Raw genomic sequence first — 22,924 nt, 5'->3', positions numbered from 1 at the left:
CGTTCCGTCACTGCGCCGTCGACTCCCCCGCAGTCACCTCGATCAACAGGTCACCACCCTCTACCTGCTGGACACTGCCGATCGCGAGGCGCGAGACGACACCACCGCGGGGTGCGGTGATCGCAGCCTCCATCTTCATGGCTTCGATGGTGGCGACGGTTCCGCCGGCCTCGACCTCGTCTCCCTCGGAGACGGCCAGAGTCACCACTCCCGCGAACGGCGCTGCCACGTGAGCCGGGTTGGTCTTGTCGGCCTTCTCCGCCGCGGGCACCTCGCTGGCGATCGAACGGTCTCGCACCGACACGGGACGCAACTGACCGTTGAGGATGCACATCACGTTTCGGTACCCGCGCTCGTCGGGTTCGGAGATCGCCTCGAGACCGATGAGCAGTTCGACACCCTGTGCAAGTTTCACGCGGTGCTCTTCGCCGCGGCGCAGTCCGTAGAAGAACTGGTTGGCGGACAGCTGGGAGGTGTCGCCGTACTTCTCGTAGTGCTCGAGGAATTCCTTCGCCGGCCCGGGGAAGAGCAAGCGGTTCAAGGTGCTCCGGCGTTCCGCCGAGGTTCCCGATAGTGCCTTCTCGTCCTCGGCGCTGAGCGGCACCTCGGGCTTGGCCGGACCTCTACCCTCGAGGGCCTTGGTACGGAACGGCTCCGGCCATCCGCCGGGAGGCGTACCGAGTTCGCCACGCAGGAAGCCCACGACCGAGTCCGGGATGTCGAACCGGGAGGGGTCGTCGGCGAATTCCTCGGTGGAGGCGCCGGAACCGACGAGGTGCAGCGCCAGGTCGCCGACGACCTTCGACGACGGCGTGACCTTCACGAGGCGCCCCAACATGCGGTCTGCGGCAGCGTATTTGGCCTCGACCTCCTCGAAGCGATCACCCAGTCCGAGGGCCACAGCCTGAGTACGCAGGTTGGACAACTGCCCACCCGGAATCTCGTGGGTGTAGACGCGTCCGGTCGGTGCCGGAATCCCGGATTCGAACGGTGCGTACACCTTGCGGAGAGCTTCCCAGTACGGCTCCAGGTCGCACACCGCCTGCAGGTCGAGACCCGTGTCCTGTTCGGTGTGCGCGGCTGCGGCGACGATGGCCGACAGCGCGGGCTGACTGGTGGTTCCGGCGAGCGCCGAGGATGCCCCGTCGACCGCGTCGGCACCGGCCTGCCAGGCCGCCAAGTAGGTGGCGAGCTGTCCACCCGGTGTGTCGTGCGTGTGCACGTGGACCGGTAGGTCGAAGTTCTCCCGCAGTGCTGTCACGAGCTTCGCGGCCGCCGGGGCACGCAGAAGACCGGCCATGTCCTTGATGGCGATGATGTGAGCGCCCGCTTCGACGATCTCCTCGGCCAACTTCAGGTAGTAGTCGAGTGTGTAGAGCTTCTCGTTCGGGTTCGCGAGGTCACCCGTGTACGACAGCGCCACCTCGGCAACGGCGGTCCCGGTCTCGCGGACCGCATCGATGGCCGGTCGCATCTGGTCGACGTTGTTGAGCGCGTCGAAGATTCGGAAGATGTCGATTCCGGTGTCCGTCGCTTCCTGAACGAAAGCCCGGGTCACCTTCTCCGGATAGGGGGTGTAGCCCACCGTGTTGCGTCCACGCAGCAGCATCTGCAAACAAATGTTCGGGACCGCTTCGCGCAACGCCGCGAGCCGGTACCACGGATCCTCGTGCAGAAAGCGCAGTGCGACGTCGTAGGTGGCGCCGCCCCAGGCCTCGATCGACAGCAACTCGGGGGTGGTACGGGCGACGTAGGGAGCCACGGCAAGGAGCCCGCTGGTGCGCACCCGGGTCGCGAGCAGGGACTGATGCGCATCCCGGAAGGTGGTTTCCGTGACGCCGAGCGCCTTCTGCTCACGCAGTGCCTTCGCGAACCCGTCTGGGCCGAGCGTCAGCAGCCGCTGACGACTGCCTTCCGGTGCGGGTGCCGACAAGTCGATCTTGGGGAGCTTGTCGTGCGGGTACACCGACGACGGCCGTTCCCCGTGCGGTTTGTTGACCGTCACGTCGGCGAGGTAGCTCAGAATCTTGGTTCCGCGGTCGGCGGAGGAGCGCAGCGTCAGTAGCTGCGGTCGTTCCTCGATGAACGAGGTCGTGACACGGCCCGCGCGAAAATCTGGATCGTCGAGCACCGCCTGCAGGAACGGAATGTTCGTCGACACACCACGGATTCGGAACTCGGTGACTGCTCGCCGTGCGCGGCCGACTGCGGTTTCGAAATCACGACCACGGCAGGTCAGTTTGACCAGCATCGAGTCGAAGTAGGCACCGACCTCGGCACCGAGGGTCGCACCGCCGTCCAGACGGATTCCGGCACCTCCGGGCGTGCGGTACGCGGTGATGCGGCCCGTGTCGGGCCGGAAGCCGTTGGTGGGGTCTTCGGTGGTGATTCGGCACTGGAGCGCCGCGCCGCGGAGGGTGATCTTGTCCTGGCTCAGACCCAGATCGGCCAGGGTCTCTCCGGAAGCAATGCGCAACTGTGACTGGACGAGGTCCACATCGGTGACTTCCTCGGTCACGGTGTGCTCGACCTGGATACGCGGATTCATCTCGATGAAGACGTGATTGCCGCGGGCGTCGAGAAGGAACTCCACCGTGCCCGCGCAGGAATAGCCGATCTGCTTCGCGAACGCGACGGCGTCGGAGCAGATCCGCTCACGCAGTTCGTCGGACAGGTTCGGCGCGGGGGCGAGCTCGATGACCTTCTGGTGGCGTCGTTGCAGGGAGCAGTCGCGCTCGAAGAGGTGAATGACGTTGCCCTCGCCGTCGGCGAGGATCTGTACCTCGATGTGCCGTGGATCGATCACGGCCTGCTCGAGGAACACGGTTGCGTCACCGAACGCGGACTCGGCCTCGCGAGCCGCCGCCTCGATGGACTCACGCAACTGCGCGGGTTCGGCCACTCGGCGCATACCGCGACCGCCGCCACCGGCAACGGCCTTCACGAACAGCGGGAACTCCATGTTCTCGGAAGCTGCCACCAGTTCGTCCACGTCGGAGGAGGGCTCCGAGGAAGCGAGTACCGGAAGGCCCGCGGCGCGCGCGGCCGAGATCGCCCGTGACTTGTTTCCCGTCAGCTCGAGGACGTCCGACGAGGGGCCCACGAACGTGATTCCGGCCTCGGCGCATGCGGCCGCAAGGTCGGGGTTCTCCGACAGGAACCCGTACCCGGGGTACACGGCGTCGGCACCCGCCTGGACGGCAGCGGACACGATCTCGTCGACGGACAGGTACGCCCGAACCGGGTGCCCTTCCTCGCCGATCTGGTAACTCTCGTCGGCCTTCAGACGGTGGATCGAGTTCCGATCCTCGTACGGGAACACCGCGACGGTTCCGGCACCTAGTTCGTAGGCGGCGCGGAAAGCGCGGATCGCAATTTCGCCACGGTTCGCGACGAGCACTTTTGAGAACATGGCTGCAAACTACCCCGCGAGGAAGGGCGCCGGGGAACCCGCGTCCCAATATTCAAGATTCCACAAACGACTTCACAATCGAGCTTCGGCGGGGTGCAAGTTCGGTAATACCTGCGAAACACGCGACCTGCACGTTCACGCTTCCGATCAGGCTTTCTCCAGGTATTCGATCTTCTCGGAATCGAGTGCTGCACCGACCATTGCCGCCAATCCGGGATGCTCTTCGAGGACCGGGTCCACGTCGATGATTCCACGTGCGAATTCGGCGGCGCTCGCAATTACGTCCTCGTGTTCGAGGAGTGACAACAGTCGCAGCGTCGTGGTCGTTCCGCTCTGAGCTTTTCCGAGAATGTCACCCTCGCGGCGGGTCTCCAGGTCGAGCCGCGCCAGTTCGAAACCGTCGTTGGTCGACGCCACACTCGACAGCCGCTCGTACGTGGGGCTTCCGGGATTGGCGCTGGTGATCAGAATGCACAGACCCTGATGTTTGCCACGGCCCACGCGTCCTCGCAATTGGTGCAACTGACTGACGCCGAATCGGTCTGCATCGACGATCACCATGACCGTGGCATTGGGAACGTCCACGCCCACTTCCACCACCGTGGTGCACACCAGGACGTCCGTCTCCCCCGCGTCGAACGCCGCCATCGCCCCGTCCTTCTCGTCCGCCGGCAATCGCCCGTGCAGAAGTCCGATGCGCAGATCGGGAAGAAGCTGTGTGCTCAACTGCTCGTGGAGGTCGGTCGCGGCGATCGTCTGTTGCTGCGCGTCCTTCTCGTCCTTGTCGCCGGATTCGTCGTTGCCGTCGCCGATCCGTGAGCAGACGACGTACGCCTGTCGACCGTCGGCGACGTCCTCACGAATCCGTTCCCAGGCACGGCCCACCCACTGCGGCTTCTGACCGGCAGGTACGACACTGCTCTTGATGGGAGAGCGGCCCTTCGGCAGTTGCCGAAGCGTCGACACCTCGAGGTCCCCGAGCACCGTCATCGCGATAGTGCGAGGTATGGGTGTCGCGGTCATGACCAGAACGTGCGGACTCAGTCCGTCCCTTGCCTTGGACCGCAGCGCGTCGCGTTGTTCGACACCGAATCGGTGCTGCTCGTCCACCACGACCATGCCGAGCCGGAAGAAGTCGACGTTGTCCTGAATGAGGGCGTGTGTGCCGATCACGATTCCCGCGTCGCCCACCACCACTTCGTTGAGCGCCGCTCGTTTCGCGGCAACCGACATCGAGCCGGTCACCAACGTGACACGTGTCGCCTTGTCCTCGGATCCGAGCTCGCCGGCGGTCCCCAGGTCGCCGAGCATTGCCCGCAACGACTTCGCGTGCTGCGTCGCGAGCACTTCCGTGGGCGCGAGGAGCGCACATTGATACCCGGCGTCGACGACCTGCAGCATCGCCCGAAGTGCGACGATCGTTTTTCCGGACCCCACCTCGCCTTGTAGAAGTCTGCTCATCGGGTGTGGGCGCGAAAGGTCCGCCGAAATCTCCTCCGCAACGGCGTGCTGTCCGTCGGTCAGAGTGAACGGCAGCCGCGCTTCGAAACGCTCGGCGATTCCGTCGCGAACGGGCGGACACTCGGGTGCGACTCGTTCTGCATTGTCCTTGCGGCGCATCGCGAGCACGAGCTGCAACGACACCGCTTCGTCGAACCGAAGCCGATCACGCGCGCGATCGATCTCGTCCCTGGTGTCGGGAAGGTGAATCGAACGCAGGGCGTCGTCCAGGCCGACGAGGCCGTGCTCACCCACCGTCGATTCGGGCAACGGGTCGACGACCGGATCGAGTTGATCGAGCACCTGCCGTACACACCGCATGATGGTCCAGCTCTCGACTTCGCGTGTCGCCGGGTACAGGGGAATGAACGCGCGATCGAACACCGACATGTCCACGCCGGCACCGGAATCGGATCCGGCGCGCGCGATGCCGGCAAGATCGCCCGACCCCCGGATGCGACCGACCCGAATGACCGGGTCGTCCTCTCCCCCACGAGGCTCGGGAAGGATCAGGTAGCTGGGATGAGTAAGACTCCACTTGCCGCGGAAGTACTTCACCGTCCCCGAAAACATTGCGCGCACACCCGGTTTGATCGCATGCCGGACCTTCTGTGGGTTGAAGAAGGTGACATCCACGTTCTGGGTGTCCGTCGTGAGAACCGCCTTGAGCATCTGCCCCGGGCGGTTCCGCATCTTCACGACCGCGGCGGACGTGACCCGCGCGATGATCGTGATGTGTTCGCCTTCGGGAGGCTCCTTCTCGGCCAGATCCCGGCCCTGGGATGCGTACCGGTGCGGATAGTGGCGAAGAAGGTCCTCGACCGTGCGAATCTCGAAGGCCTCGGCAAGTGCGTCCGCCGTCTTGTTTCCCAGGAGCAGATCGAGACGATCCGACAGCGCCGCCATGAGGTTCCTTCCCGATGTGCTCGATCGTGCCGACTATTCGACACCCAGTTGAAACAGATCGTCGACCTGCCCACCGACATAAACCATCACGTCCACACCCACATGATTGCGAGCGACGTGGTCGCTGAGGTGCTCGCTCAGTCCTTCCGGTGCGTTCGCCCCCATGATCAGGGTGACGAGTTCACCGCCACCCCCGAGCGCGAGGTCGACCAGCCGGGTACCGGCTGTGACCGTATCCGACTCGATCAGGACCACCTCGTGGCCCATGAGGCCGAGAGAATCTCCCGGCTCACACGTTCCGACATAGGTCAGGGCGCGTTCGGCGGCGACTCTCAGCGATCCCCACCGGGTGCCTGCCGCTGCCTCCGACATCGTGAAGGCATCGTCGACGGCGTCTCTGCTGGGATCGTGGACTGCCATCGCAGCGATTCCCTGCACCATCGAGGAGGTTGCGAGCAGCACCACCTCGTGGCTCGAGTCACGGGCGGCGGCGCTCACCGCCACGAGTTCCTGCGCGGAAATGGCACCGTTGGGAAGCACGAGCACTTCGCTGCGTTCGATCTCGCGAATCACGCCGAGCAATCGGCCACGAGTAACCGGTGTGTCACTCCGCAGTACGGTCGCACCCTCGGCTTCGAACAACTCGGCCGCGCCGTCCCCGGACGCCATCGCGATGATCCCCCGACCGTGCCCGCCGCTGCGGACCCGCACGGTCGGCGCAACCAGTCCTTGATCACGCGCATCGACGAGGAAGCTCGTGATCCGGATTCCGTGAACCCGGCCGGCGAGAAGGCCGGCTTCGACGGCCGCACCGGCATCGGTGCAGTGCACGTGGACGGACCAACCGCCTGCGCCGTCGCCCACGATCACGATCGAGTCGCCGAGCGCACCGAGGTGGGCTCGCAGGTCGGCCATGCGTTCGTCCTCGGTCTCGGAGACGAGGTACATGACCTCGTAGTCCGGCCCCGAACGATCCTGTCCCGCGTGTTCGTGTCCGGGATGATCGTGGGCGGGGACGGCGCACTCGGTGTTCTGCGCACGTTCGGGCAGCGCACGACGGGTCACGATCTCGCGCCTCGGCGCCGCGCCGTCCACCGCCTCGACGAGCGCATCGAGAATCACCACGAGGCCGAGCCCGCCCGCGTCCACCACACCGGCAGCATCGAGCACGTCGAGTTGCGCAGGGGTGCGGATCAGTGCCGATGCGGCCGCGTCGGCAGCATCCCGCGCGGTCGCGGCCAGCCCGAGATCCCGGTCCGAACTCGCGGCGGCGTCGGCGGCGCACCGCAGCACGGTGACGATGGTGCCCTCGACCGGCTCGCTGACAGCGTCCGCGGCCAGATTCGAACCCTGCCGAAGACCACTACGCAATGCCGCGTCGTCGAGGTCGCCTTCACCCGTTGCCTGCGCGAATCCGCGAAGGACCTGGGACAGGATGACACCGGAATTGCCTCTCGCACCGGACACCGCTCCCCGCGCCAGCGCCACGGCGATCTGGTGTGCACTGTGGGGCACTTCACCAGCGCTACCCAGCGCGTGGTCCTCTGCGGCTGCCACAGCGGACCGCATAGTCGCAAGCAGGTTCGTCCCGGTATCGCCGTCCGGGATCGGGTACACATTGAGGTCGTTGATCTCCGCGCACCGCTGTTCGAGCCCTGCCACGCACAGGCGGGCCCAGTATCCGAGCAGGCGACCGTCCACACGGAAATCGGCGTCGCCGGCACCCGGTGCGGGGCGGACCTCAGGATTCACGAACGTCCTCTCCACATGGACCTACGATGGTGCGCACAGGGTATCGCGAGAGCACGCGCCGAGCAGGGGTGGACCGAGCGGCGAGGGCGATCCATGCCACACGTCCGAGTTTGGCCAATCCGGCACTCAACGGCTACTCTTACACGGTTGCCTCGTGCGGGAAGACCTCACGAGGACGAAGCACTGTTCACTATCTGAAGGAGTTCGCGACTATGGCTGCCGTCTGCGACGTATGCGCCAAGGGGCCCGGCTTCGGTAAGTCGGTCTCGCACTCGCACCGGCGTACCAATCGTCGCTGGAACCCGAACATCCAGACCGTTCGCGCCCAGGTTGCTCCCGGAAACACCCGGCGAGTCAACGTGTGCACCTCCTGCCTCAAGGCCGGCAAGGTCGTCCGAGGCTAGAACGGTCCCCGAGTACGAGTACTCGAGACACTCGCAATTGCACCCCCCAGCGATTCGCTGTGGGGTGCAGTGCTGTTCGAACCCGGTATCGCCGTCTGTAATGTGCAGACCGTGAACTCCATAGATCAACTCTCCAAGGTGACGTTCGAAGAAGGTGTCCTGCGGATCGTGATCGCCACCGCAGAGAACGGCGCGTCACTCGACTCCGACGGTGTCGCACAGGGCACGCAGGCCCTGCAGATCCTCGGAGACGAGGTGGGCAGCGTGCTCCTGGTCGGTGAGGGGCCCAACTTCTGTGCAGGCGGCAACGTGCACGGGTTCGCGTCGGCATCCGACCGCGGTGCCCACGTCGCCGAGGTTGCCGGAGTGCTCCACGAATTCGTTCGGTCCCTCAGCGAACTCAGTGCGCCGGTCGTCGCAGGGGTCCACGGCTGGGCCGCAGGCGCCGGCATGAGCCTCGTGTGCCTTGCCGACATCGCGGTGGGTGGCCCGTCGACCAAGCTGCGCCCGGCCTACCCGTCCATCGGTTTCACCCCCGACGGCGGTATGACCTGGTTGCTTCCGCGGATCGTGGGGATCTCCCGTGCACGGGACATCCTCCTCTCCGACTCCGTGCTGGGCGGTGACGAAGCCGTACGCATCGGCATTCTGAGTCGACTGGTGGGTGACGACGTCATCCAGGACGAGGCGTTCCGGCTCGCGCGTTCGCTCGCCGTGGGCCCCACCGATGCCTTCGCCGGAATCAAGAAACTGCTCGCCGCGTCGGTCACCAACTCGCTCGGCGATCAACTCGACGCCGAGGCCGCCTCCATCTCCGCGGCAGCGAACAGTCCGATCGGCATCGAGGGCGTCGACGCATTCGTCGAGAAGCGTCGTGCCGACTTCGGTTCCGTCAAGCCCAGCTAGATTCCGTACCGCCTCAGGGCAGGCGCCAGTCGACCGGATCGCCGCCCAACTCCTCGAGGAGGGAGTTTGCGCGGCTGAACGGTCGTGATCCGAAGAAGCCACGCGACGCCGAGAGCGGCGACGGATGTGCGGATTCGATGATCGGAACCTCGCCGAGCATCGGTTTCAACGTCGCGGCGTCTCGCCCCCAGAGAATTGCGACGAGTGGTTCCGGTCGCGCCACCAGAGCGCGGATCGCTTGCTCGGTGACCGACTCCCATCCCTTGCGGCGATGAGATGCGGCCTCGCCCGGTGCAACCGTGAGCACTCTGTTGAGGAGTAGAACGCCCTGACGAGACCACGCGGTGAGGTCACCGTTCGACGGCGTGGGCAGCACGAGATCCGTGGAGTACTCGGTGAAGATGTTCGCAAGGCTGCGGGGCACCGGACGCACCTCGGGGGCGACCGAGAAGCTCAGCCCCACTGCGTGTCCGGGTGTCGGGTACGGATCTTGCCCCACGACCAGCACTTTCACCTCCTCGAACGGATGCGTGAATGCCCGCAACACGTTCTCCCCCGCAGGGAGGTATCCCCTTCCTGCGGCGTTCTCCGCGCGTAGGAAGTCACCCATTTCCGCGATGCGCCCGGATACCGGCTCCAGCGCGCTCGCCCAACCGGCCTCCACCACGTCCTTCAGCGGCGCCATCAGTCGAGCCTGCGCAATGCGTCGCGGTAGTAACCGGCGTTGGCGGAGTACATCTGAACATTGAGATCCACATGCCCCTCGGGAACCTCGAACCCGTCGCGCACTTTCGCGGGAACCCCCAATGCCATGCGCCTACTGGGTACCTCGAACTTGAAGGGAACGACAGCGCCCGCACCCACGACCGCGCCCTCACCGACGACAGCACCGTTCAGCACGACGGACCCGGACGCGATCAGACAGTTGTCCTCCACGACGGCACCTTCGACGTGTGCGTTGTGTCCAACGACGCAGCCCGCACCGATCACCGTGGGATCGACAGGGGTGCAGTGGATCACCGACCCGTCCTGGATGTTGCTGCGCTCCCCGATCGTGATCGTGCCGTAGTCGCCCCGCAGAACCGCGCCCGGCCACACCGATGCGCCGGCAGCGAGAGTGACGGCGCCGATCACCACCGCATCGGGATGGACGTAGGCGTCCGGGTGTATGTCCGGGGTTCGTTCGCCGAGCGCGTAGATAGCCATGCGTGCAATTTATACGGAGAAGCTTTCCCATCCCGCGCCCCCCGTCGCGGGGCTTCCGTCGATCGACACTCCCGATCCGTCGCGAACCCGTCCGATCCGGGTCCAGCCCTCGGGAAGATCGGATTCTTCGCGGAAGGTCGCGGCGAACGCGTGATCCTCTCCCCCGGTCATGATCCACTCGCGCGGGTCCACGCCCAGCAGTTCGGCTGCCACGTCGATGTCGGTGCCGGGCTGCAACAGCGCCGATTCGACATCGATACTCACGCCCGACGCCGCGCACAGGTGGCCGAGATCGGCGAGCAGGCCGTCCGAGACGTCCGTCATCGACGTGGCCGAATCCGACGCCGCGCGCGCAGCGGCATAGGGCGGCGCGGGAACCCGGTGTGCTGCGACGAGACCGTCCAGTCCGGCAGCGCCGTAGTCCGCACCGGCGCGGAGCAGTGCCAGTCCCGCCGCGGATCGACCCAGTCCACCGGTCACGGCAACAACGTCGCCGATTCCCGCACCGGATCGTAGGACCGGTTCACCACCACCGAGATCGCCCAGCACGGTGACCGATACCACCACCTGGTCCGATTGGACGAGGTCGCCGCCGACGACACCTGCACCGAGTTCTTCCGCCGCCTCGCCGATTCCGGCCGAGATCGCGTCGACGACGTCGACGGGAGTGTCTGCGGGGCATCCGATCGACACCACCAGGGCGGTGGGCGAAGCACCCATCGCGAAGATATCGGCAGCATTCTGCGCCAACGCTTTTCGACCGACTTCCCGTGGGCTGGACCAGTCGAACCGGAAGTGCCTGCCCTCGACGAGCATGTCCGCGGAGACCGCGACTCTGCCGTCTGAGGCACTCACGATGGCGGCATCGTCGCCGGGACCCAGCAAGGTGCTTGCAGGTTGTGTCCGCGAAGCGGTCGCTCGGCCGATCACCGCGAACTCACCGATCTCCGCCACCGTGCGCGGACGCGGGCTCACATGATCGGGCTGGGCATCGGTCGGTGAGATGGTGAGCCTCCTACGGTAGGTTCGAACAGTCCAGACGATACGACGAACAAGATCCGAGCATGCCCGAGACCGACGCATTCGAGCCCGAACAAGACCATCGCCGACACCCTGCCGTGATAGCCACCGCCGTGGCCATCCCCGTAGCCCTCGTCGTGGCGGTCCTGGTGGCAGCCTTCCTTGCCGGCCGAGATCCGATACGAGAACCGGTGTCGCTCGGCACGGTACCCGCACCTGCCTCGGAGTCACCCGAGTGCGACAAGCTGATGGCAGCACTTCCCGACAATCTGGGTGACCTCGAACGCGCGGAACTTGCCGAACCGGCACCCGAATCCGCTGCGGCCTGGCAGCCGAGCGAAGGTGAACCCGTGGTCCTGCGGTGCGGAGTCGACCGTCCGGTCGAGTTCGACCAGGCGGCACCCCTTCAGGTCATCGACGGGGTGCAGTGGTTCGAGGTTTCGGGCGCGGAGATGGGACTCGAGTCGAGTACCTGGTACCTCGTCGACCGCGGCGTGTACGTCGCGGTGACGATCCCGAACGGCTCCGGTCCCACCCCACTTCAGGAGATGTCCGAGGCTGCGTCGAAGGCACTGGAAGCTCGTCCACTCGACCCGGCGCCGCTTCCCGGTTCCTGATCGGCCTTACCGCAGACCGGTTCCACGGGTCAGCGCCGTGTCCACCAAGGTCGACACCAGAGTCGGGTAGTCGACGCCGGCCGCATCCCACATGCGCGGATACATCGAGATCGAGGTGAAGCCGGGCATCGTGTTGATCTCGTTGATCACGGGTCCGTTCTCGGTAACGAAGAAGTCGACTCGGGACAGTCCCTGGCAATCGAGGGCACGGAACGCCTCCACCGCCAGCTTCCTGATCTCGTCGCTCACGTCGTCGTCCAGCTTGGCGGGAACATCGAACTCGCAGACGTCGTCGAGATACTTCGTGTCGAAGTCGTAGAACGCGGTGTCGTCCTCGCGACTCGATTCGGGCATCTTGATCTCGGCAACCACACTCGCGCGAACCGAACCGTCCGGAAACTCGAGCACGCCGCATTCGACCTCGCGACCGACGATTCCCGATTCGACGATCACCTTCGGATCGTGCCGGCGTGCCTGCGTGATCGCGTCGTCCAGTTTCGCCCAGTCGGCGACGCGGGTGATACCGATCGAGGAGCCACCCCGAGCCGGCTTCACGAACACCGGCAGGTCGAGGCCGTCCTTCTGTTCCTGCGTCAGCGTTTCCGTGCCCGGACGCAGCACCACCTGATGGCCGACCGGAAGGTGCTCGGCGGCCAGGAGTTTCTTGGTGAACTCCTTGTCCATTCCGGCGGCACTGGCCAGCACACCCGGTCCGACGTAGGGAACTCCGGCCAACTCGAGGAGACCCTGTACCGTGCCGTCCTCGCCGTACGCGCCGTGAAGAACGGGAAACACGACGTCCACGGACGCGAGAACCTTGCCTGCCTCGGAATCGCCGAGCGAGACCAGGGCACCGTGCCGGGTCGGGTCCGCGGTCAGTGCGAGTTCGTTGCCTCCCGGCTGCACACTCGGCAGGGTTCGATCACGGATGGCGAGCGACTCCGGATCGGTCGAGCCCAACATCCAGGTGCCGTCGCGGCCGATACCGACAGGCACCACTTCGTAACGAAACGGGTCGAGATTGGTCAGCACACTTCCAGCCGATACGCAGGAGACGGAATGCTCGCTACTGCGTCCGCCGAAGACGACGGCGACCCTGATACGCGGTTCACTCACGAGACAAACCGTACCGGTCAGCGCAGGTAGCCACCGACCCCACGCCCATATTGTCGGTCACAGGGCGCTCAGCGCGGCCTCGAGATCTGCAACGAGGTCGGCGGTGTCCTCGATACCGCCCGAGAGACGAACGAATCCGTCCGCAACGGCGTCGCCCCATCTGGCACGCCGGTCGAGGGTGGTGTGGATGCCGCCGAAACTCGTCGCCGATACGGGCAGTTCTGCGATCTCGACCAGACGGTGGAACTCTGCGGCCGACTCCAACTCGAAAGTGACGAGCCCACCGAATCTGCGCATCTGCCCGGACGCGATCTCGAACGAGGGGTCGGTCTGCAGACCCGGATACCGCACGCGGCGTGGCTTCGGATGCTCGGACAGCGCCTTCGCAATTGCGGCCGCGTTCGCGCACTGCCGCTCGAAGCGCAGTCCCGCGGTGCCGAGACTGCGGTGCGCCAGCCAAGTCTCGAACGGTCCGAGCACGGTTCCTGACATGAGGCGCTCCCGACTCATCCGATCGAGCAGCGCACGGTCCGACACCGCGACGTATCCCATCAACAGGTCGCTGTGGCCGCTCAACGCCTTGGTACCGCTGGCTACCACGACATCCGCGCCGAGCGAAAGCGGCTGCTGCCCCAGGGGAGTTGCGGTCGTGTTGTCGACGACGAGCAGAGCACCCGATCGCGCACACGACGCGGACAACGCTCGCAGGTCGACGACGTCGAGCGAAGGGTTCGCCGGCGTCTCCGCCACCACGACGACGGGACCCTGCGCACCGGCGATCGTGGCCTCGGCCGTGGGCGACAGCATCTCGGCGGTGGCATACTCGTGCACGGTCACCCCGACTGGTGCAAGCATCTCGTGTGCGTATGCGCGGACTTGGTAGTACCCGTCGGAGGGAACGATCACCGTGCCACCGGTAGACAACAGCGACCGCAAAGCCACGGTGATCGCGGACATCCCCGAGCCCACCACGAGCGCCGCCGCCGCACCTTCGAGTTCTGCGAGCGCAGCCTCGAGTTCCCGCCATGCCGGATTGGATGCGCGCGCATACGAATCGGATTCGGAGCCCTCATCCGCGGAGAGCTGGTACGGCGCTGCGAACACCGGCCCGCGCTGCATCGGCCGTCCAGGTGCATGTTCAGCGGCAACGGCTTTGACGCAGCGCGTCGAATCACCGAACACCGGGCTGCCTTTCGTGTCGTGCAAGGCTCTACTCCGGCTTCGTTCGTCGTCCGAGCAGCTGTCCGATCGCTTCCTGCACCTCGAGGCCGTCGTGACAGACACGGTGCACGGCATCGGTCAACGGCATCTCGACGTCGAATCCAGCGGCGAGTGCGCGCACCGACGTGCACGACTTCACGCCTTCGGCGACCTGCCCGTTGGTCGCATCCTGCGCGCTTTCGATCGAACCGCCCCTACCGAGGCGTTCTCCGAAGGTCCGGTTACGGGACAGTCGGGAAGTACAGGTGGCCACGAGATCGCCGACGCCCGCCAAACCGGAAAGTGTTGCGGGGTTTGCGCCGAGCGCAACACCGAGGCGGGTCACCTCCGCCAGGCCGCGCGTGATGATCGTGGCCGTGGTGTTCTCGCCGAGGCCGATTCCTGCGGCCATCCCGCAGGCGAGTGCGATGACGTTCTTGCAGGCGCCGCCCACCTCGCATCCAATGACGTCAGAGTTGGTGTAGGGGCGGAAATAGCCTGTAGCACAGTCTTTCTGGATCGCGAGCGCCCGCGAGGAGTCGGTGCACGCGACCACCGTCGCGGAGGGTTGCCCCAATGCGATCTCCCGCGCCAGATTCGGGCCCGACAAGACCGCGATCCGGTTCGAGTCGACACCGGACACCTGACCGATGACCTGACTCATCCGCATCAGCGTTCCGGTTTCGATTCCCTTGGCGAGACTCAGCAGAGTGGCATCCTCCGGCAGGTCGTCCTTCCACGCCTCGAGATTGGTTCGCAGTGACTGTGAGGGCACCGCCAGCACCACCAGATCGGCGCCGGCCAACGCCTGGGTGTGGTCCGCAGTAGCGTGCAGGCCGGGCGGCAGTACGACGCCCGGCAGATATCCGGGGTTCTCGTGACGGGTGACGATCGACTCGGCCACCTCGGGCCGCCTCGACCACACCGTGACGTCGGAGCCCGCGTCGGCCAGGACCTTCGCGAAAGCAGTCCCCCACGAGCCCGCACCCAGAACCGCTGCCTTGGTCACGTCGTCCCCTCACCTGTGTCGACGATGGTGTTCGTCCCACAGTATCGTTCGCGCACAGGCTCCGGCAGGGTGAGTCACGGGAGAGGACACCTGGCAGGATTGTCGGTATGAGCACCGGCGGTGACGCGAACACATACGTGAACGGGCCTCGCGCGCACGTTCTCGTCGCGGTGAAAGATCTCCGGGCAGCGAAGACACGGCTGTCCGGATTCGTCGGAGGAAGCGTTCGAACCGACCTCGTCCTGTCCATGCTTCACGACACCCTCTCGGTGGTTCGCTCCGTCGACACGGTCGCGGGGATCACCGTGGTGACTCCCGACGACGTGGTCGCCGAACTCGCTCGCAGCACCGGGGCCGATGCGTATCCCGATCCCGCACCCCCGTCTGCGCACCGAGACGGCGTCGAGATGCGCCCCGACGAACCGGAAGTCGGGTTGAATTCGGCACTCTCCGCTGCGGCGGATCACGTCCGCCGACTGGACCCGTCCACCGACCTGGTTGCGCTACAAGCCGATCTGCCGTCGATTCGGGTCCACGAACTCACGACCGCGCTGGCCGCAGCACGAGAGCATTCGCGGTCGATGATCGTCGACCGCCACGGCACCGGGACGGCAGCACTGTTCGCATGCGATTCGGACGCCGACCTCGGTCCCTCCTTCGGCCCGAGCTCCGCTCGAAGACATCTCGAATCGGGTGCCCGACCGTTGACCGGGGACTGGCCGGGACTGCGCACCGACGTGGACACCGAGTCCGACCTCGCTGCCGCAACCGAGTTGGGTGTCGGCCCGTCGACGGCGGAAGTCCTCGCCGGTCTGGCTCTCCGGACCGGGTCGGCGAATTTTCGCGCATGATTGTCCGCTTCTCGAGTTGTGAGGGATGATCGTGGGGTGAGCAACACGGAAGCATTGGGTCGGCACACCGACCGCCAGCAGTCAGAAGCCGACTCGATCGACGTCGGCTCGTCGAACGGGTCGCAATCGCGGTCGAACATCCCCACCGCGCCGCCCGCCGCCACCAACGGCATTGCGAGCGCACTGCCCGACGGCTTGGCATCCGATCGTTACCTCAACCGTGAACTGAGCTGGCTGGACTTCAATTCACGTGTTCTGGCTCTCGCCGAGGACACCTCTCTGCCGCTGCTCGAGCGTGCGAAGTTCCTGGCCATCTTCTCGTCCAATCTCGACGAGTTCTTCATGGTTCGGGTGGCCGGTCTCAAGCGCCGCGACGAGACCGGGTTGTCGGTTCGATCCGCAGACGGGTTGTCCCCGCGCGAACAGCTCGCACTGATCAATACTCGAACTCAGGAAATCGCGAGCAAACATGCTCGGGTCTTCATGGATTCGGTTCGCCCTGCGCTCGCCGGCGAGGGAATATCGATCGTTCGTTGGCAGGACCTCGCAGCCGACGACCACGAGCGCCTGTCTGCGCACTTCATCGATCAGGTCTTCCCGGTGCTGACTCCACTCGCCGTCGACCACGCGCACCCCTTCCCCTACATCAGCGGCCTCAGTCTCAACCTCGCGGTGACCGTCAAGGACGCCGCGACCGGTGGCGAGCACTTCGCCAGGGTGAAGGTGCCGGACAACGTGGGCAGGTTCGTTCGCGTACGCCGGAACGACACACCATCCTCGATCGACGCGTTCCTTCCGATGGAGGAACTGATCTCGGCGCACCTCGACATTCTTTTTCCCGGTATGGAGATCGTCGAGCATCATGCCTTCCGCATCACCCGCAATGCAGACTTCGAGGTCGAGGAAGATCGTGACGAGGACTTGCTGCAGGCACTCGAGCGTGAACTTGCGCGCCGCCGCTTCGGTTCACCGGTCCGACTCGAGGTCGCGGACGACATGACCGATCACATGTTGGAGTTGCTGCTACGCGAACTCGACGTCGACCCCGGCGACGTCATCCAGGTATCCGGTCTGCTTGATCTGTCCTGCCTCTGGCAGGTTTACGCGGTGGACCGGCCGGGTCTCAAGGATGCGCCGTTCGTTCCCGCCACGCATCCCGCATTCGGTGAGCGCGAAACGCCCAAGAGTGTCTTCTCCACTCTGCGCGACGGCGACGTTCTCGTGCAGCACCCTTACGATTCGTTCTCCACCAGCGTGCAGCGCTTCATCGAGCAGGCGGCAGCCGACCCTCAGGTCCTCGCGATCAAGCAGACGCTGTACCGCACTTCCGGTGACTCGCCCATCGTCAACGCACTGATCGATGCGGCCGAGGCCGGCAAACAGGTTGTCGCGCTGGTGGAAATCAAGGCGCGCTTCGACGAGCAGGCGAACATCAAGTGGGCCCGCAAGCTCGAACAGGCCGGTGTTCACGTGGTCTACGGTCTCGTCGGGCTCAAAACTCACTGCAAGACGTGCCTGGTGGTCCGCAGGGAGGGTTCCACAATTCGGCGCTACTGCCACATCGGAACCGGCAACTACAACCCGAAGACGGCCCGACTCTACGAGGACGTGGGTCTTCTGACCGCCGCACCCGAGATCGGGGCGGATCTCACCGATCTGTTCAACTCGCTTACCGGTTATTCACGAAAGTCCAAGTACCGGAACCTGTTGGTCGCGCCATACGGGGTGCGAAAGGGCATCGTCGAACGGATCGACGCCGAAGTGTCCGCCAAGGAGCAGGGTCGCGACGCTCGGATTCGCTTGAAGGCCAACGCACTGGTGGACGAGCAGGTCATCGATGCGCTCTACCGGGCCTCGGCTGCGGGCGTGCCTGTCGAAATCGTGGTGCGCGGAATCTGTGCCCTCCGGCCCGGCGTACCCGGACTCAGCGAGAACATCGAAGTCCGTTCCATTCTGGGGAGATTCCTCGAGCACTCGCGGATATTCCACTTCCAGGCATCCGACGAATTCTGGATCGGCAGTGCGGACATGATGCACCGCAATCTCGACCGCCGAGTGGAGGTCATGGCTCAGGTGAAGGACGCACGACTCACCAAGCAGTTGAGCGACATCTTCGAATCCGCACTGGATCCGACGACTCGCTGTTGGGTGCTTCAGCCCGACGGAGGCTGGGTGGCTGCTCCGGCGCGTGGTGAAGAGGTTCGAGAGCATCAGGAAGCGCTGATGCGTAGCCGAACCAACGCCGGATAGCGGGTATCTCCGATCATGTCGTCGAAGAAGCCGTTCAAGTCGAATGTCTTTGCTGCCGGGGCTGTCGTCTGGCGCAAGTCCACGGATACGCCGGACGATGTCGAACTCGCTCTGGTGCATCGCCGTAAGTACGACGATTGGTCGTTTCCCAAGGGCAAACTCGATCCGGGTGAAACCGAATTGGTCGCCGCGATTCGCGAGGTGGGCGAAGAGACGGGAATGACGATCAGGACCGGCCGTCATCTCGGATCGGTGTCCTATCCCGTTCCGGGCCACCGTCTACGCAAACGCGTCGAGTACTGGAACGGCGAGGCGATATCCGGCGAGTTCGTTCCGAATTCGGAGGTGGACGAGCTCCGATGGGTTCCGGTCGGCGACGTCGCGGATCAGTTGTCGTATCCGATGGACCGCATGATTCTCCGGAGATTCGAAGCACTTCCGGCAGATACCGCTACCGTCATCGTGGTACGCCACGCGAAGGCCGGTTCGAAGAAGCGCTACAAGGGCGACGATGCCAAGCGGCCCCTCGACAGCAAGGGTCGCATTCAAGCCGACGCGCTCGTCGCGCAACTCCGCGCCTTCGGTGGGTCTTCCGTGACATCGGCTGATCGAAAGCGGTGCGTTCAGACCGTCCAGCCCTTCGCCGATGCGGAAGGGCTGGAGATTCGCACGGATTCGCGGCTCTCGGAAGAAGGTTTCGCCGAGGACCCGGTGGGTACCCGCACTCTCGTACGCAAGATCGCGGCGGGCGGTGGTGTGCCCGTGATCTCGAGCCAGGGTGGGGTCATCCCCGACCTTCTGTCGTGGTGGGCGGACGCCGACGGAATCGAGTTGCCGCCTGCCCGTAACCGCAAGGCGAGCATGTGGGTGCTGTCGCTGTCCGGTGGCCGCTTGTGCGCGGCCGATCATATCGACAGTCCACTGCCGGTCAAGCGCACGGTCTGAAACGAATTCGGCGCCGACAACGCAGATAGTGCGTTGTCGGCGCCGAATTCGTTCTACCGAGAGCTACTTCCGCCGCGCGGAAGCCTTCTTGGCGGTTGTCTTCTTGGCGGGTGCCTTCTTCGCCGCAGTCTTCTTCGCGGTGGTCTTGGCGGGTGCCTTCTTCGCCGCAGTCTTCTTCGCGGTGGTCTTGGCGGGTGCCTTCTTTGCCGCAGTCTTCTTGGCAGTGGTCTTGGCGGGTGCCTTCTTTGCCGCAGTCTTCTTGGCAGTGGTCTTGGCGGGTGCCTTCTTCGCCGCAGTCTTCTTCGCGGTGGTCTTGGCAGGTGCCTTTGCCGCAGTCTTCTTCGCTGCGGTCTTCTTTGCTGCGGTCTTGGCAGGTGCCTTTGCCGCAGTCTTCTTCGCCGCTGTCTTCTTGGCAGCCGCCTTCTTTGCCGCAGTCTTCTTGGCTGCCGTCTTCTTCGCGGGCGCTGCAGCACCGCGCTTTACGGCCGGACCGGAAGACGGAAGCTTCTGGCCGCCGGCGATAACAGCCTTGAACTGGGCACCGGGGCGGAAGGCGGGAACCGATGTCGGCTTGACCTTCACGGTCTCGCCGGTGCGCGGATTGCGCGCCACACGTGCCGCGCGGCGACGCTGCTCGAAAACTCCGAATCCGGTGATCGTCACGCTCTCGCCGCGATGAACGGCGCGAACGATCGTGTCCACCACATGCTCGACTGCATCAGTCGCCGTCCGCCTGTCCGACCCCAGTTTCTCGGTCAGAACATCGATGAGCTCTGCCTTGTTCATTGAAATTCCTCCGCAAACTAATGGTCCTTCTTCGGACCGACTACGAACCACGGTAAACCCGAATACGGCAGGAGTCTATGTGCCACGCCAATTCTCATTGGATGTGGCATCAATTCCATGGCGCGAATGGCGCCGGATTCGACCGTGGTCGTAGCGATTCAGTTCGCGTCGACGCCCCCGGGGAGGGTCTCTGGTTTCCATGAAGGCCTTGACTTTTCGAACTCCGAAATCGCCTCTACCTGGCGCAACGTCAGTCCGATATCGTCCAGACCCTCCAATAGGCGCCATCTCGTGTAGTCGTCAATGTCAAAGCGCACCACGGTTGTTCCGGCCGCCACGGTTCGATTCTCGAGATCGACGGTCAATTCGAGCCCGGGCTGCTCGTCGAGCAATTTCCACAGCAGTTCCACGTCGGGCTGGACCACTTGCGCTGCGAGCAACCCGGCCTTGCCGGCGTTCCCGCGGAAGATATCTGCGAACCGAGAGGCGATCACGACCCGAAAACCGAAGTCCGATAGCGCCCATACCGCATGTTCGCGAGACGATCCGGTACCGAAGTCGGGGCCGGCGACCAACACCGAACCCTTGTCGTAGGGCGAGACGTTGAGAACGAATTCGGGGTCGTTACGCCATGCGGCGAACAGCCCGTCCTCGAATCCCGTGCGTGTCACCCTTTTCAGGTAGACGGCAGGAATGATCTGGTCGGTATCGACGTTCGAACGCCGCAGCGGAACACCGATCCCTTTGTGCGTGATAAAGGGTTCCATCGAAATATCTCCTAAATTCTTTCGGTCCTAGACCAGATCCGACGGCGCCGACAATGTTCCGCGAACCGCAGTTGCCGCAGCCACCAAGGGCGAGACGAGGTGCGTACGCCCACCTTTGCCCTGTCTGCCTTCGAAGTTCCGGTTGGACGTGGATGCGGAACGCTCCCCAGGTGCGATCTGATCCGGGTTCATTCCCAGGCACATCGAACAACCGGCCTGCCGCCACTCCGCACCTGCCTCCGCGAAAATCTCGCCCAGTCCTTCTTCCTCGGCTTGCGCACGGACTCGCATCGAGCCCGGGACGACGAGCATTCGGACACCTTCTGCCACATGGCGTCCCCGGAGGACCTCGGCAACAGCTCGGAGGTCTTCGATTCGGCCGTTGGTGCAGGATCCGACGAACACGGTGTCGACCCGGACGTCACGAAGCGGCGTCCCCGCCTCCAGTCCCATGTAGGTCAATGCCTTTTCGGCAGCGTGACGTTCACTCTCGTCGACGATGTCCGCGGGATCGGGAACCTTCTCACCCAATGGAAGTCCTTGCCCGGGATTGGTTCCCCACGTGACGAACGGGGTGAGCTCGGATGCGTCGATATGGACCTCGTTGTCGAACGCGGCACCTTCGTCCGTCTTCAGCTGTTCCCATGCGGCCACCGCGGCGTCCCAGTCGGCACCCCGCGGCGCATGCGGGCGTCCCTTGACGAATTCGTACGTCACCTCGTCCGGTGCGATCATTCCGGCACGAGCACCAGCCTCGATCGACATGTTGCAGATCGTCATCCGCGCTTCCATGGACATGTTCCGGATTGCTTCGCCCCGATATTCGAGAACGTAACCCTGTCCACCGCCGGTACCGATCTTCGCGATGACGGCCAGAATGAGGTCCTTGCTGGTGACGCCAGGAGGTAATACGCCGTCGACGGTGATCGCCATGGTCTTGAACGGACGCAACGACAGCGTCTGCGTCGCCATGACGTGCTCGACCTCACTCGTCCCGATTCCCATTGCCAGCGCACCGAATGCGCCGTGGGTCGAGGTGTGGCTGTCGCCGCACACCACAGTCATTCCGGGCTGGGTCAGTCCGAGCTGTGGGCCCACGACGTGAACGATGCCCTGATCGATGTCACCCATGGGGTGCAGGCGAACCCCGAACTCCTCGCAGTTGCGGCGCAGGGTGTCGACCTGAGTCTTCGAGACCGGATCCGCGATCGGCTTGTCGATGTCGACCGTCGGCACGTTGTGGTCTTCGGTCGCAATGGTGAGGTCGGGGCGACGGAGACCGCGGCCGGCCAGCCGGAGACCGTCGAAAGCCTGGGGACTCGTCACCTCGTGCACGAGATGGAGGTCGATGTAGATGAGGTCCGGTTTGCCGTCTTCACCTCGGACGACGACGTGATCGTCCCAAACCTTCTCGGCAAGGGTGCGTGCTTTCACTACCATCTGCTCCACCTCTGTACGTGCTGCTGTGCGCAATGTTCCGGCCGTACGCCAACTCTCTTCTCGGGATGCCCACAAGGATCGACGAGTGCGCTATGATCCCAATATGCGAGAAGTTGGTATCGTCCTATGAGACAGCATAGCGGCATCGGGGTCCTCGACAAAGCCATGGGCGTGCTGCACGCGGTCGCAGAAGAGCCGTGCAGCCTCACCGAACTGTGCGGAAAGACAGGGCTTCCACGCGCGACGGCTCATCGCCTTGCCGTCGGACTCGAGGTCCACCGCCTACTCGCCCGCGACAACGACGGGCTCTGGTGCCCCGGTCCCGGATTGGCCGAGCTGGCCGCCACCGCGAACGACCCACTGGTCTCGGCAGCAGCACTCGTCCTACCGAGACTCCGCGAGATCACCGGCGAAAGCGTCCAGCTGTACCGGCGCGAGGGCACCCAACGGATCTGCATCGCCTCGATGGAACCCCCTGCGGGTCTGCGCGACACCGTACTCGTCGGCGCACGCCTGCCCATGACCGCAGGCTCGGGCGCCAAGGTCCTGCTCGCCTGGTCCGACCCACAGACACAGCGTGCCATCCTCCCCGAGGCGTCGTTCGGCGAACGCGTTCTTCTCGAGGTACGCCGCAGAGGATGGGCCCAGAGCGCCGCCGAACGCGAACAAGGTGTCGCCAGCGTCGCGGCGCCCGTCCGGGATTCGAACGGCGCTGTGATCGCAGCCATCTCCGTCTCCGGCCCCATCGACCGAATGGGCCGTCGACCCGGCGCCCGCTGGGCGGCGGATCTCCTCGCCGCCGCCGAAGCACTCCACAAGCGCCTCTGAACCGACGAG

General features: G+C 64.9%; 19 protein-coding genes. 7 read left to right on the top strand and 12 right to left on the bottom strand.

Features of this window, described 5'->3' with window-relative positions:
• Positions 1 to 7 precede the first annotated feature (7 nt).
• The 3 genes from ACFWO3_RS03470 to ACFWO3_RS03460 form a co-directional block, all read right to left on the bottom strand.
• On the bottom strand, positions 8 to 3,412 hold the full coding sequence (locus tag ACFWO3_RS03470) for a pyruvate carboxylase (RefSeq protein ID WP_378573693.1): 3,405 nt from the start codon (positions 3,410 to 3,412) through the stop codon (positions 8 to 10).
• Between the two features lie 147 nt (positions 3,413 to 3,559).
• Complete coding sequence (gene recG / locus ACFWO3_RS03465) at positions 3,560 to 5,818, bottom strand: ATP-dependent DNA helicase RecG (protein ID WP_378573691.1); 2,259 nt, start codon at positions 5,816 to 5,818, stop codon at positions 3,560 to 3,562.
• 33 nt (positions 5,819 to 5,851) lie between these two features.
• Entirely contained in the window at positions 5,852 to 7,570 is a 1,719-nt protein-coding gene (locus ACFWO3_RS03460) for a DAK2 domain-containing protein (RefSeq protein ID WP_378573689.1), read from the bottom strand.
• Between the two features lie 212 nt (positions 7,571 to 7,782).
• Between ACFWO3_RS03460 and rpmB the strand changes: the two genes are divergently transcribed.
• Positions 7,783 to 7,974, top strand: a complete 192-nt coding sequence (gene rpmB, locus ACFWO3_RS03455) for a 50S ribosomal protein L28 (protein ID WP_378573687.1) — start codon at positions 7,783 to 7,785, stop codon at positions 7,972 to 7,974.
• A gap of 111 nt (positions 7,975 to 8,085) precedes the next feature.
• Positions 8,086 to 8,880 (top strand): enoyl-CoA hydratase/isomerase family protein, encoded by a 795-nt coding sequence (locus ACFWO3_RS03450; protein ID WP_378573685.1) that lies wholly within the window; start codon positions 8,086 to 8,088, stop codon positions 8,878 to 8,880.
• Positions 8,881 to 8,893: 13 nt separating this feature from the next.
• On the opposite strand, the gene ACFWO3_RS03445 is transcribed toward ACFWO3_RS03450, so the two are convergent.
• From ACFWO3_RS03445 to ACFWO3_RS03435, 3 genes are read right to left on the bottom strand one after another with little or no spacing between them, the layout of a single operon-like run.
• Positions 8,894 to 9,565 (bottom strand): uracil-DNA glycosylase, encoded by a 672-nt coding sequence (locus ACFWO3_RS03445; protein WP_378573683.1) that lies wholly within the window; start codon positions 9,563 to 9,565, stop codon positions 8,894 to 8,896.
• Complete coding sequence (locus tag ACFWO3_RS03440) at positions 9,565 to 10,086, bottom strand: gamma carbonic anhydrase family protein (RefSeq protein ID WP_378573681.1); 522 nt, start codon at positions 10,084 to 10,086, stop codon at positions 9,565 to 9,567. Before ACFWO3_RS03440 ends, ACFWO3_RS03445 begins: the two co-directional genes overlap by 1 nt.
• A 9-nt stretch (positions 10,087 to 10,095) precedes the next feature.
• Positions 10,096 to 11,061, bottom strand: coding sequence for a thiamine-phosphate kinase (locus ACFWO3_RS03435; protein ID WP_378573679.1), 966 nt, complete (start codon positions 11,059 to 11,061; stop codon positions 10,096 to 10,098).
• An 89-nt stretch (positions 11,062 to 11,150) separates the two neighbouring features.
• Here ACFWO3_RS03435 and ACFWO3_RS03430 point away from each other — a divergent pair, with 89 nt between their 5' ends.
• Positions 11,151 to 11,723: a DUF3515 domain-containing protein gene (locus ACFWO3_RS03430; protein WP_378573677.1), complete on the top strand. Its 573-nt coding sequence runs from the start codon at positions 11,151 to 11,153 to the stop codon at positions 11,721 to 11,723.
• 6 nt (positions 11,724 to 11,729) lie between these two features.
• On the opposite strand, the gene ACFWO3_RS03425 is transcribed toward ACFWO3_RS03430, so the two are convergent.
• The 3 genes from ACFWO3_RS03425 to ACFWO3_RS03415 are packed head-to-tail and all read right to left on the bottom strand — an operon-like array spanning position 11,730 to position 15,048.
• Positions 11,730 to 12,839, bottom strand: coding sequence for a D-alanine--D-alanine ligase family protein (locus ACFWO3_RS03425; protein ID WP_378573675.1), 1,110 nt, complete (start codon positions 12,837 to 12,839; stop codon positions 11,730 to 11,732).
• Between the two features lie 57 nt (positions 12,840 to 12,896).
• On the bottom strand, positions 12,897 to 14,021 hold the full coding sequence (locus ACFWO3_RS03420) for a cystathionine gamma-lyase (protein ID WP_378574028.1): 1,125 nt from the start codon (positions 14,019 to 14,021) through the stop codon (positions 12,897 to 12,899).
• A gap of 28 nt (positions 14,022 to 14,049) precedes the next feature.
• Entirely contained in the window at positions 14,050 to 15,048 is a 999-nt protein-coding gene (locus ACFWO3_RS03415; protein ID WP_378573673.1) for an NAD(P)H-dependent glycerol-3-phosphate dehydrogenase, read from the bottom strand.
• Positions 15,049 to 15,155: 107 nt separating this feature from the next.
• Between ACFWO3_RS03415 and cofC the strand changes: the two genes are divergently transcribed.
• The 3 genes from cofC (at position 15,156) to ACFWO3_RS03400 (ending at position 19,094) form a co-directional block, all read left to right on the top strand.
• Positions 15,156 to 15,899 carry a 2-phospho-L-lactate guanylyltransferase gene (gene cofC, locus ACFWO3_RS03410; RefSeq protein WP_378573671.1) on the top strand — a complete coding sequence of 248 codons (744 nt, stop codon included), beginning with the start codon at positions 15,156 to 15,158 and terminating at the stop codon, positions 15,897 to 15,899.
• A 96-nt stretch (positions 15,900 to 15,995) separates the two neighbouring features.
• Positions 15,996 to 18,149, top strand: a complete 2,154-nt coding sequence (locus ACFWO3_RS03405) for an RNA degradosome polyphosphate kinase (protein ID WP_378574026.1) — start codon at positions 15,996 to 15,998, stop codon at positions 18,147 to 18,149.
• A gap of 15 nt (positions 18,150 to 18,164) precedes the next feature.
• A complete protein-coding gene (locus ACFWO3_RS03400) occupies positions 18,165 to 19,094 on the top strand; it encodes an NUDIX domain-containing protein (protein WP_378573669.1) in 930 nt (309 codons plus the stop codon).
• 63 nt (positions 19,095 to 19,157) lie between these two features.
• Here ACFWO3_RS03400 and ACFWO3_RS03395 read toward each other — a convergent pair whose 3' ends face one another.
• From ACFWO3_RS03395 to leuC, 3 genes are all read right to left on the bottom strand, one after another.
• Complete coding sequence (locus ACFWO3_RS03395) at positions 19,158 to 19,880, bottom strand: HU family DNA-binding protein (RefSeq protein WP_378573667.1); 723 nt, start codon at positions 19,878 to 19,880, stop codon at positions 19,158 to 19,160.
• Between the two features lie 158 nt (positions 19,881 to 20,038).
• Entirely contained in the window at positions 20,039 to 20,647 is a 609-nt protein-coding gene (gene leuD / locus ACFWO3_RS03390) for a 3-isopropylmalate dehydratase small subunit (protein WP_378573665.1), read from the bottom strand.
• Between the two features lie 27 nt (positions 20,648 to 20,674).
• Positions 20,675 to 22,096, bottom strand: coding sequence for a 3-isopropylmalate dehydratase large subunit (gene leuC, locus ACFWO3_RS03385; RefSeq protein ID WP_378573663.1), 1,422 nt, complete (start codon positions 22,094 to 22,096; stop codon positions 20,675 to 20,677).
• 117 nt (positions 22,097 to 22,213) lie between these two features.
• Here leuC and ACFWO3_RS03380 point away from each other — a divergent pair, with 117 nt between their 5' ends.
• Complete coding sequence (locus ACFWO3_RS03380; RefSeq protein ID WP_378573661.1) at positions 22,214 to 22,915, top strand: IclR family transcriptional regulator; 702 nt, start codon at positions 22,214 to 22,216, stop codon at positions 22,913 to 22,915.
• The last annotated feature ends 9 nt before the right edge of the window (positions 22,916 to 22,924 follow it).

The organism is Rhodococcus sp. NPDC058521 (assembly GCF_042719695.1).
Classification (GTDB): Bacteria; Actinomycetota; Actinomycetes; order Mycobacteriales; family Mycobacteriaceae; genus Rhodococcus_F.
Note: the sequence above shows the minus strand (reverse complement) of the source record. Positions and strands in the feature narration are given on the sequence as shown.

Coding starts and splice junctions, on each gene's coding strand:
- ACFWO3_RS03470 (WP_378573693.1), bottom strand. CDS start 3,412: ATGTTCTCAAAAGTGCTCGTCGCGAACCGTGGCGAAATTGCGATCCGC.
- recG (WP_378573691.1), bottom strand. CDS start 5,818: ATGGCGGCGCTGTCGGATCGTCTCGATCTGCTCCTGGGAAACAAGACG.
- rpmB (WP_378573687.1), top strand. CDS start 7,783: ATGGCTGCCGTCTGCGACGTATGCGCCAAGGGGCCCGGCTTCGGTAAG.
- ACFWO3_RS03445 (WP_378573683.1), bottom strand. CDS start 9,565: ATGGCGCCGCTGAAGGACGTGGTGGAGGCCGGTTGGGCGAGCGCGCTG.
- ACFWO3_RS03440 (WP_378573681.1), bottom strand. CDS start 10,086: ATGGCTATCTACGCGCTCGGCGAACGAACCCCGGACATACACCCGGAC.
- ACFWO3_RS03430 (WP_378573677.1), top strand. CDS start 11,151: ATGCCCGAGACCGACGCATTCGAGCCCGAACAAGACCATCGCCGACAC.
- cofC (WP_378573671.1), top strand. CDS start 15,156: ATGAGCACCGGCGGTGACGCGAACACATACGTGAACGGGCCTCGCGCG.
- ACFWO3_RS03400 (WP_378573669.1), top strand. CDS start 18,165: ATGTCGTCGAAGAAGCCGTTCAAGTCGAATGTCTTTGCTGCCGGGGCT.
- ACFWO3_RS03395 (WP_378573667.1), bottom strand. CDS start 19,880: ATGAACAAGGCAGAGCTCATCGATGTTCTGACCGAGAAACTGGGGTCG.
- leuD (WP_378573665.1), bottom strand. CDS start 20,647: ATGGAACCCTTTATCACGCACAAAGGGATCGGTGTTCCGCTGCGGCGT.
- ACFWO3_RS03380 (WP_378573661.1), top strand. CDS start 22,214: ATGAGACAGCATAGCGGCATCGGGGTCCTCGACAAAGCCATGGGCGTG.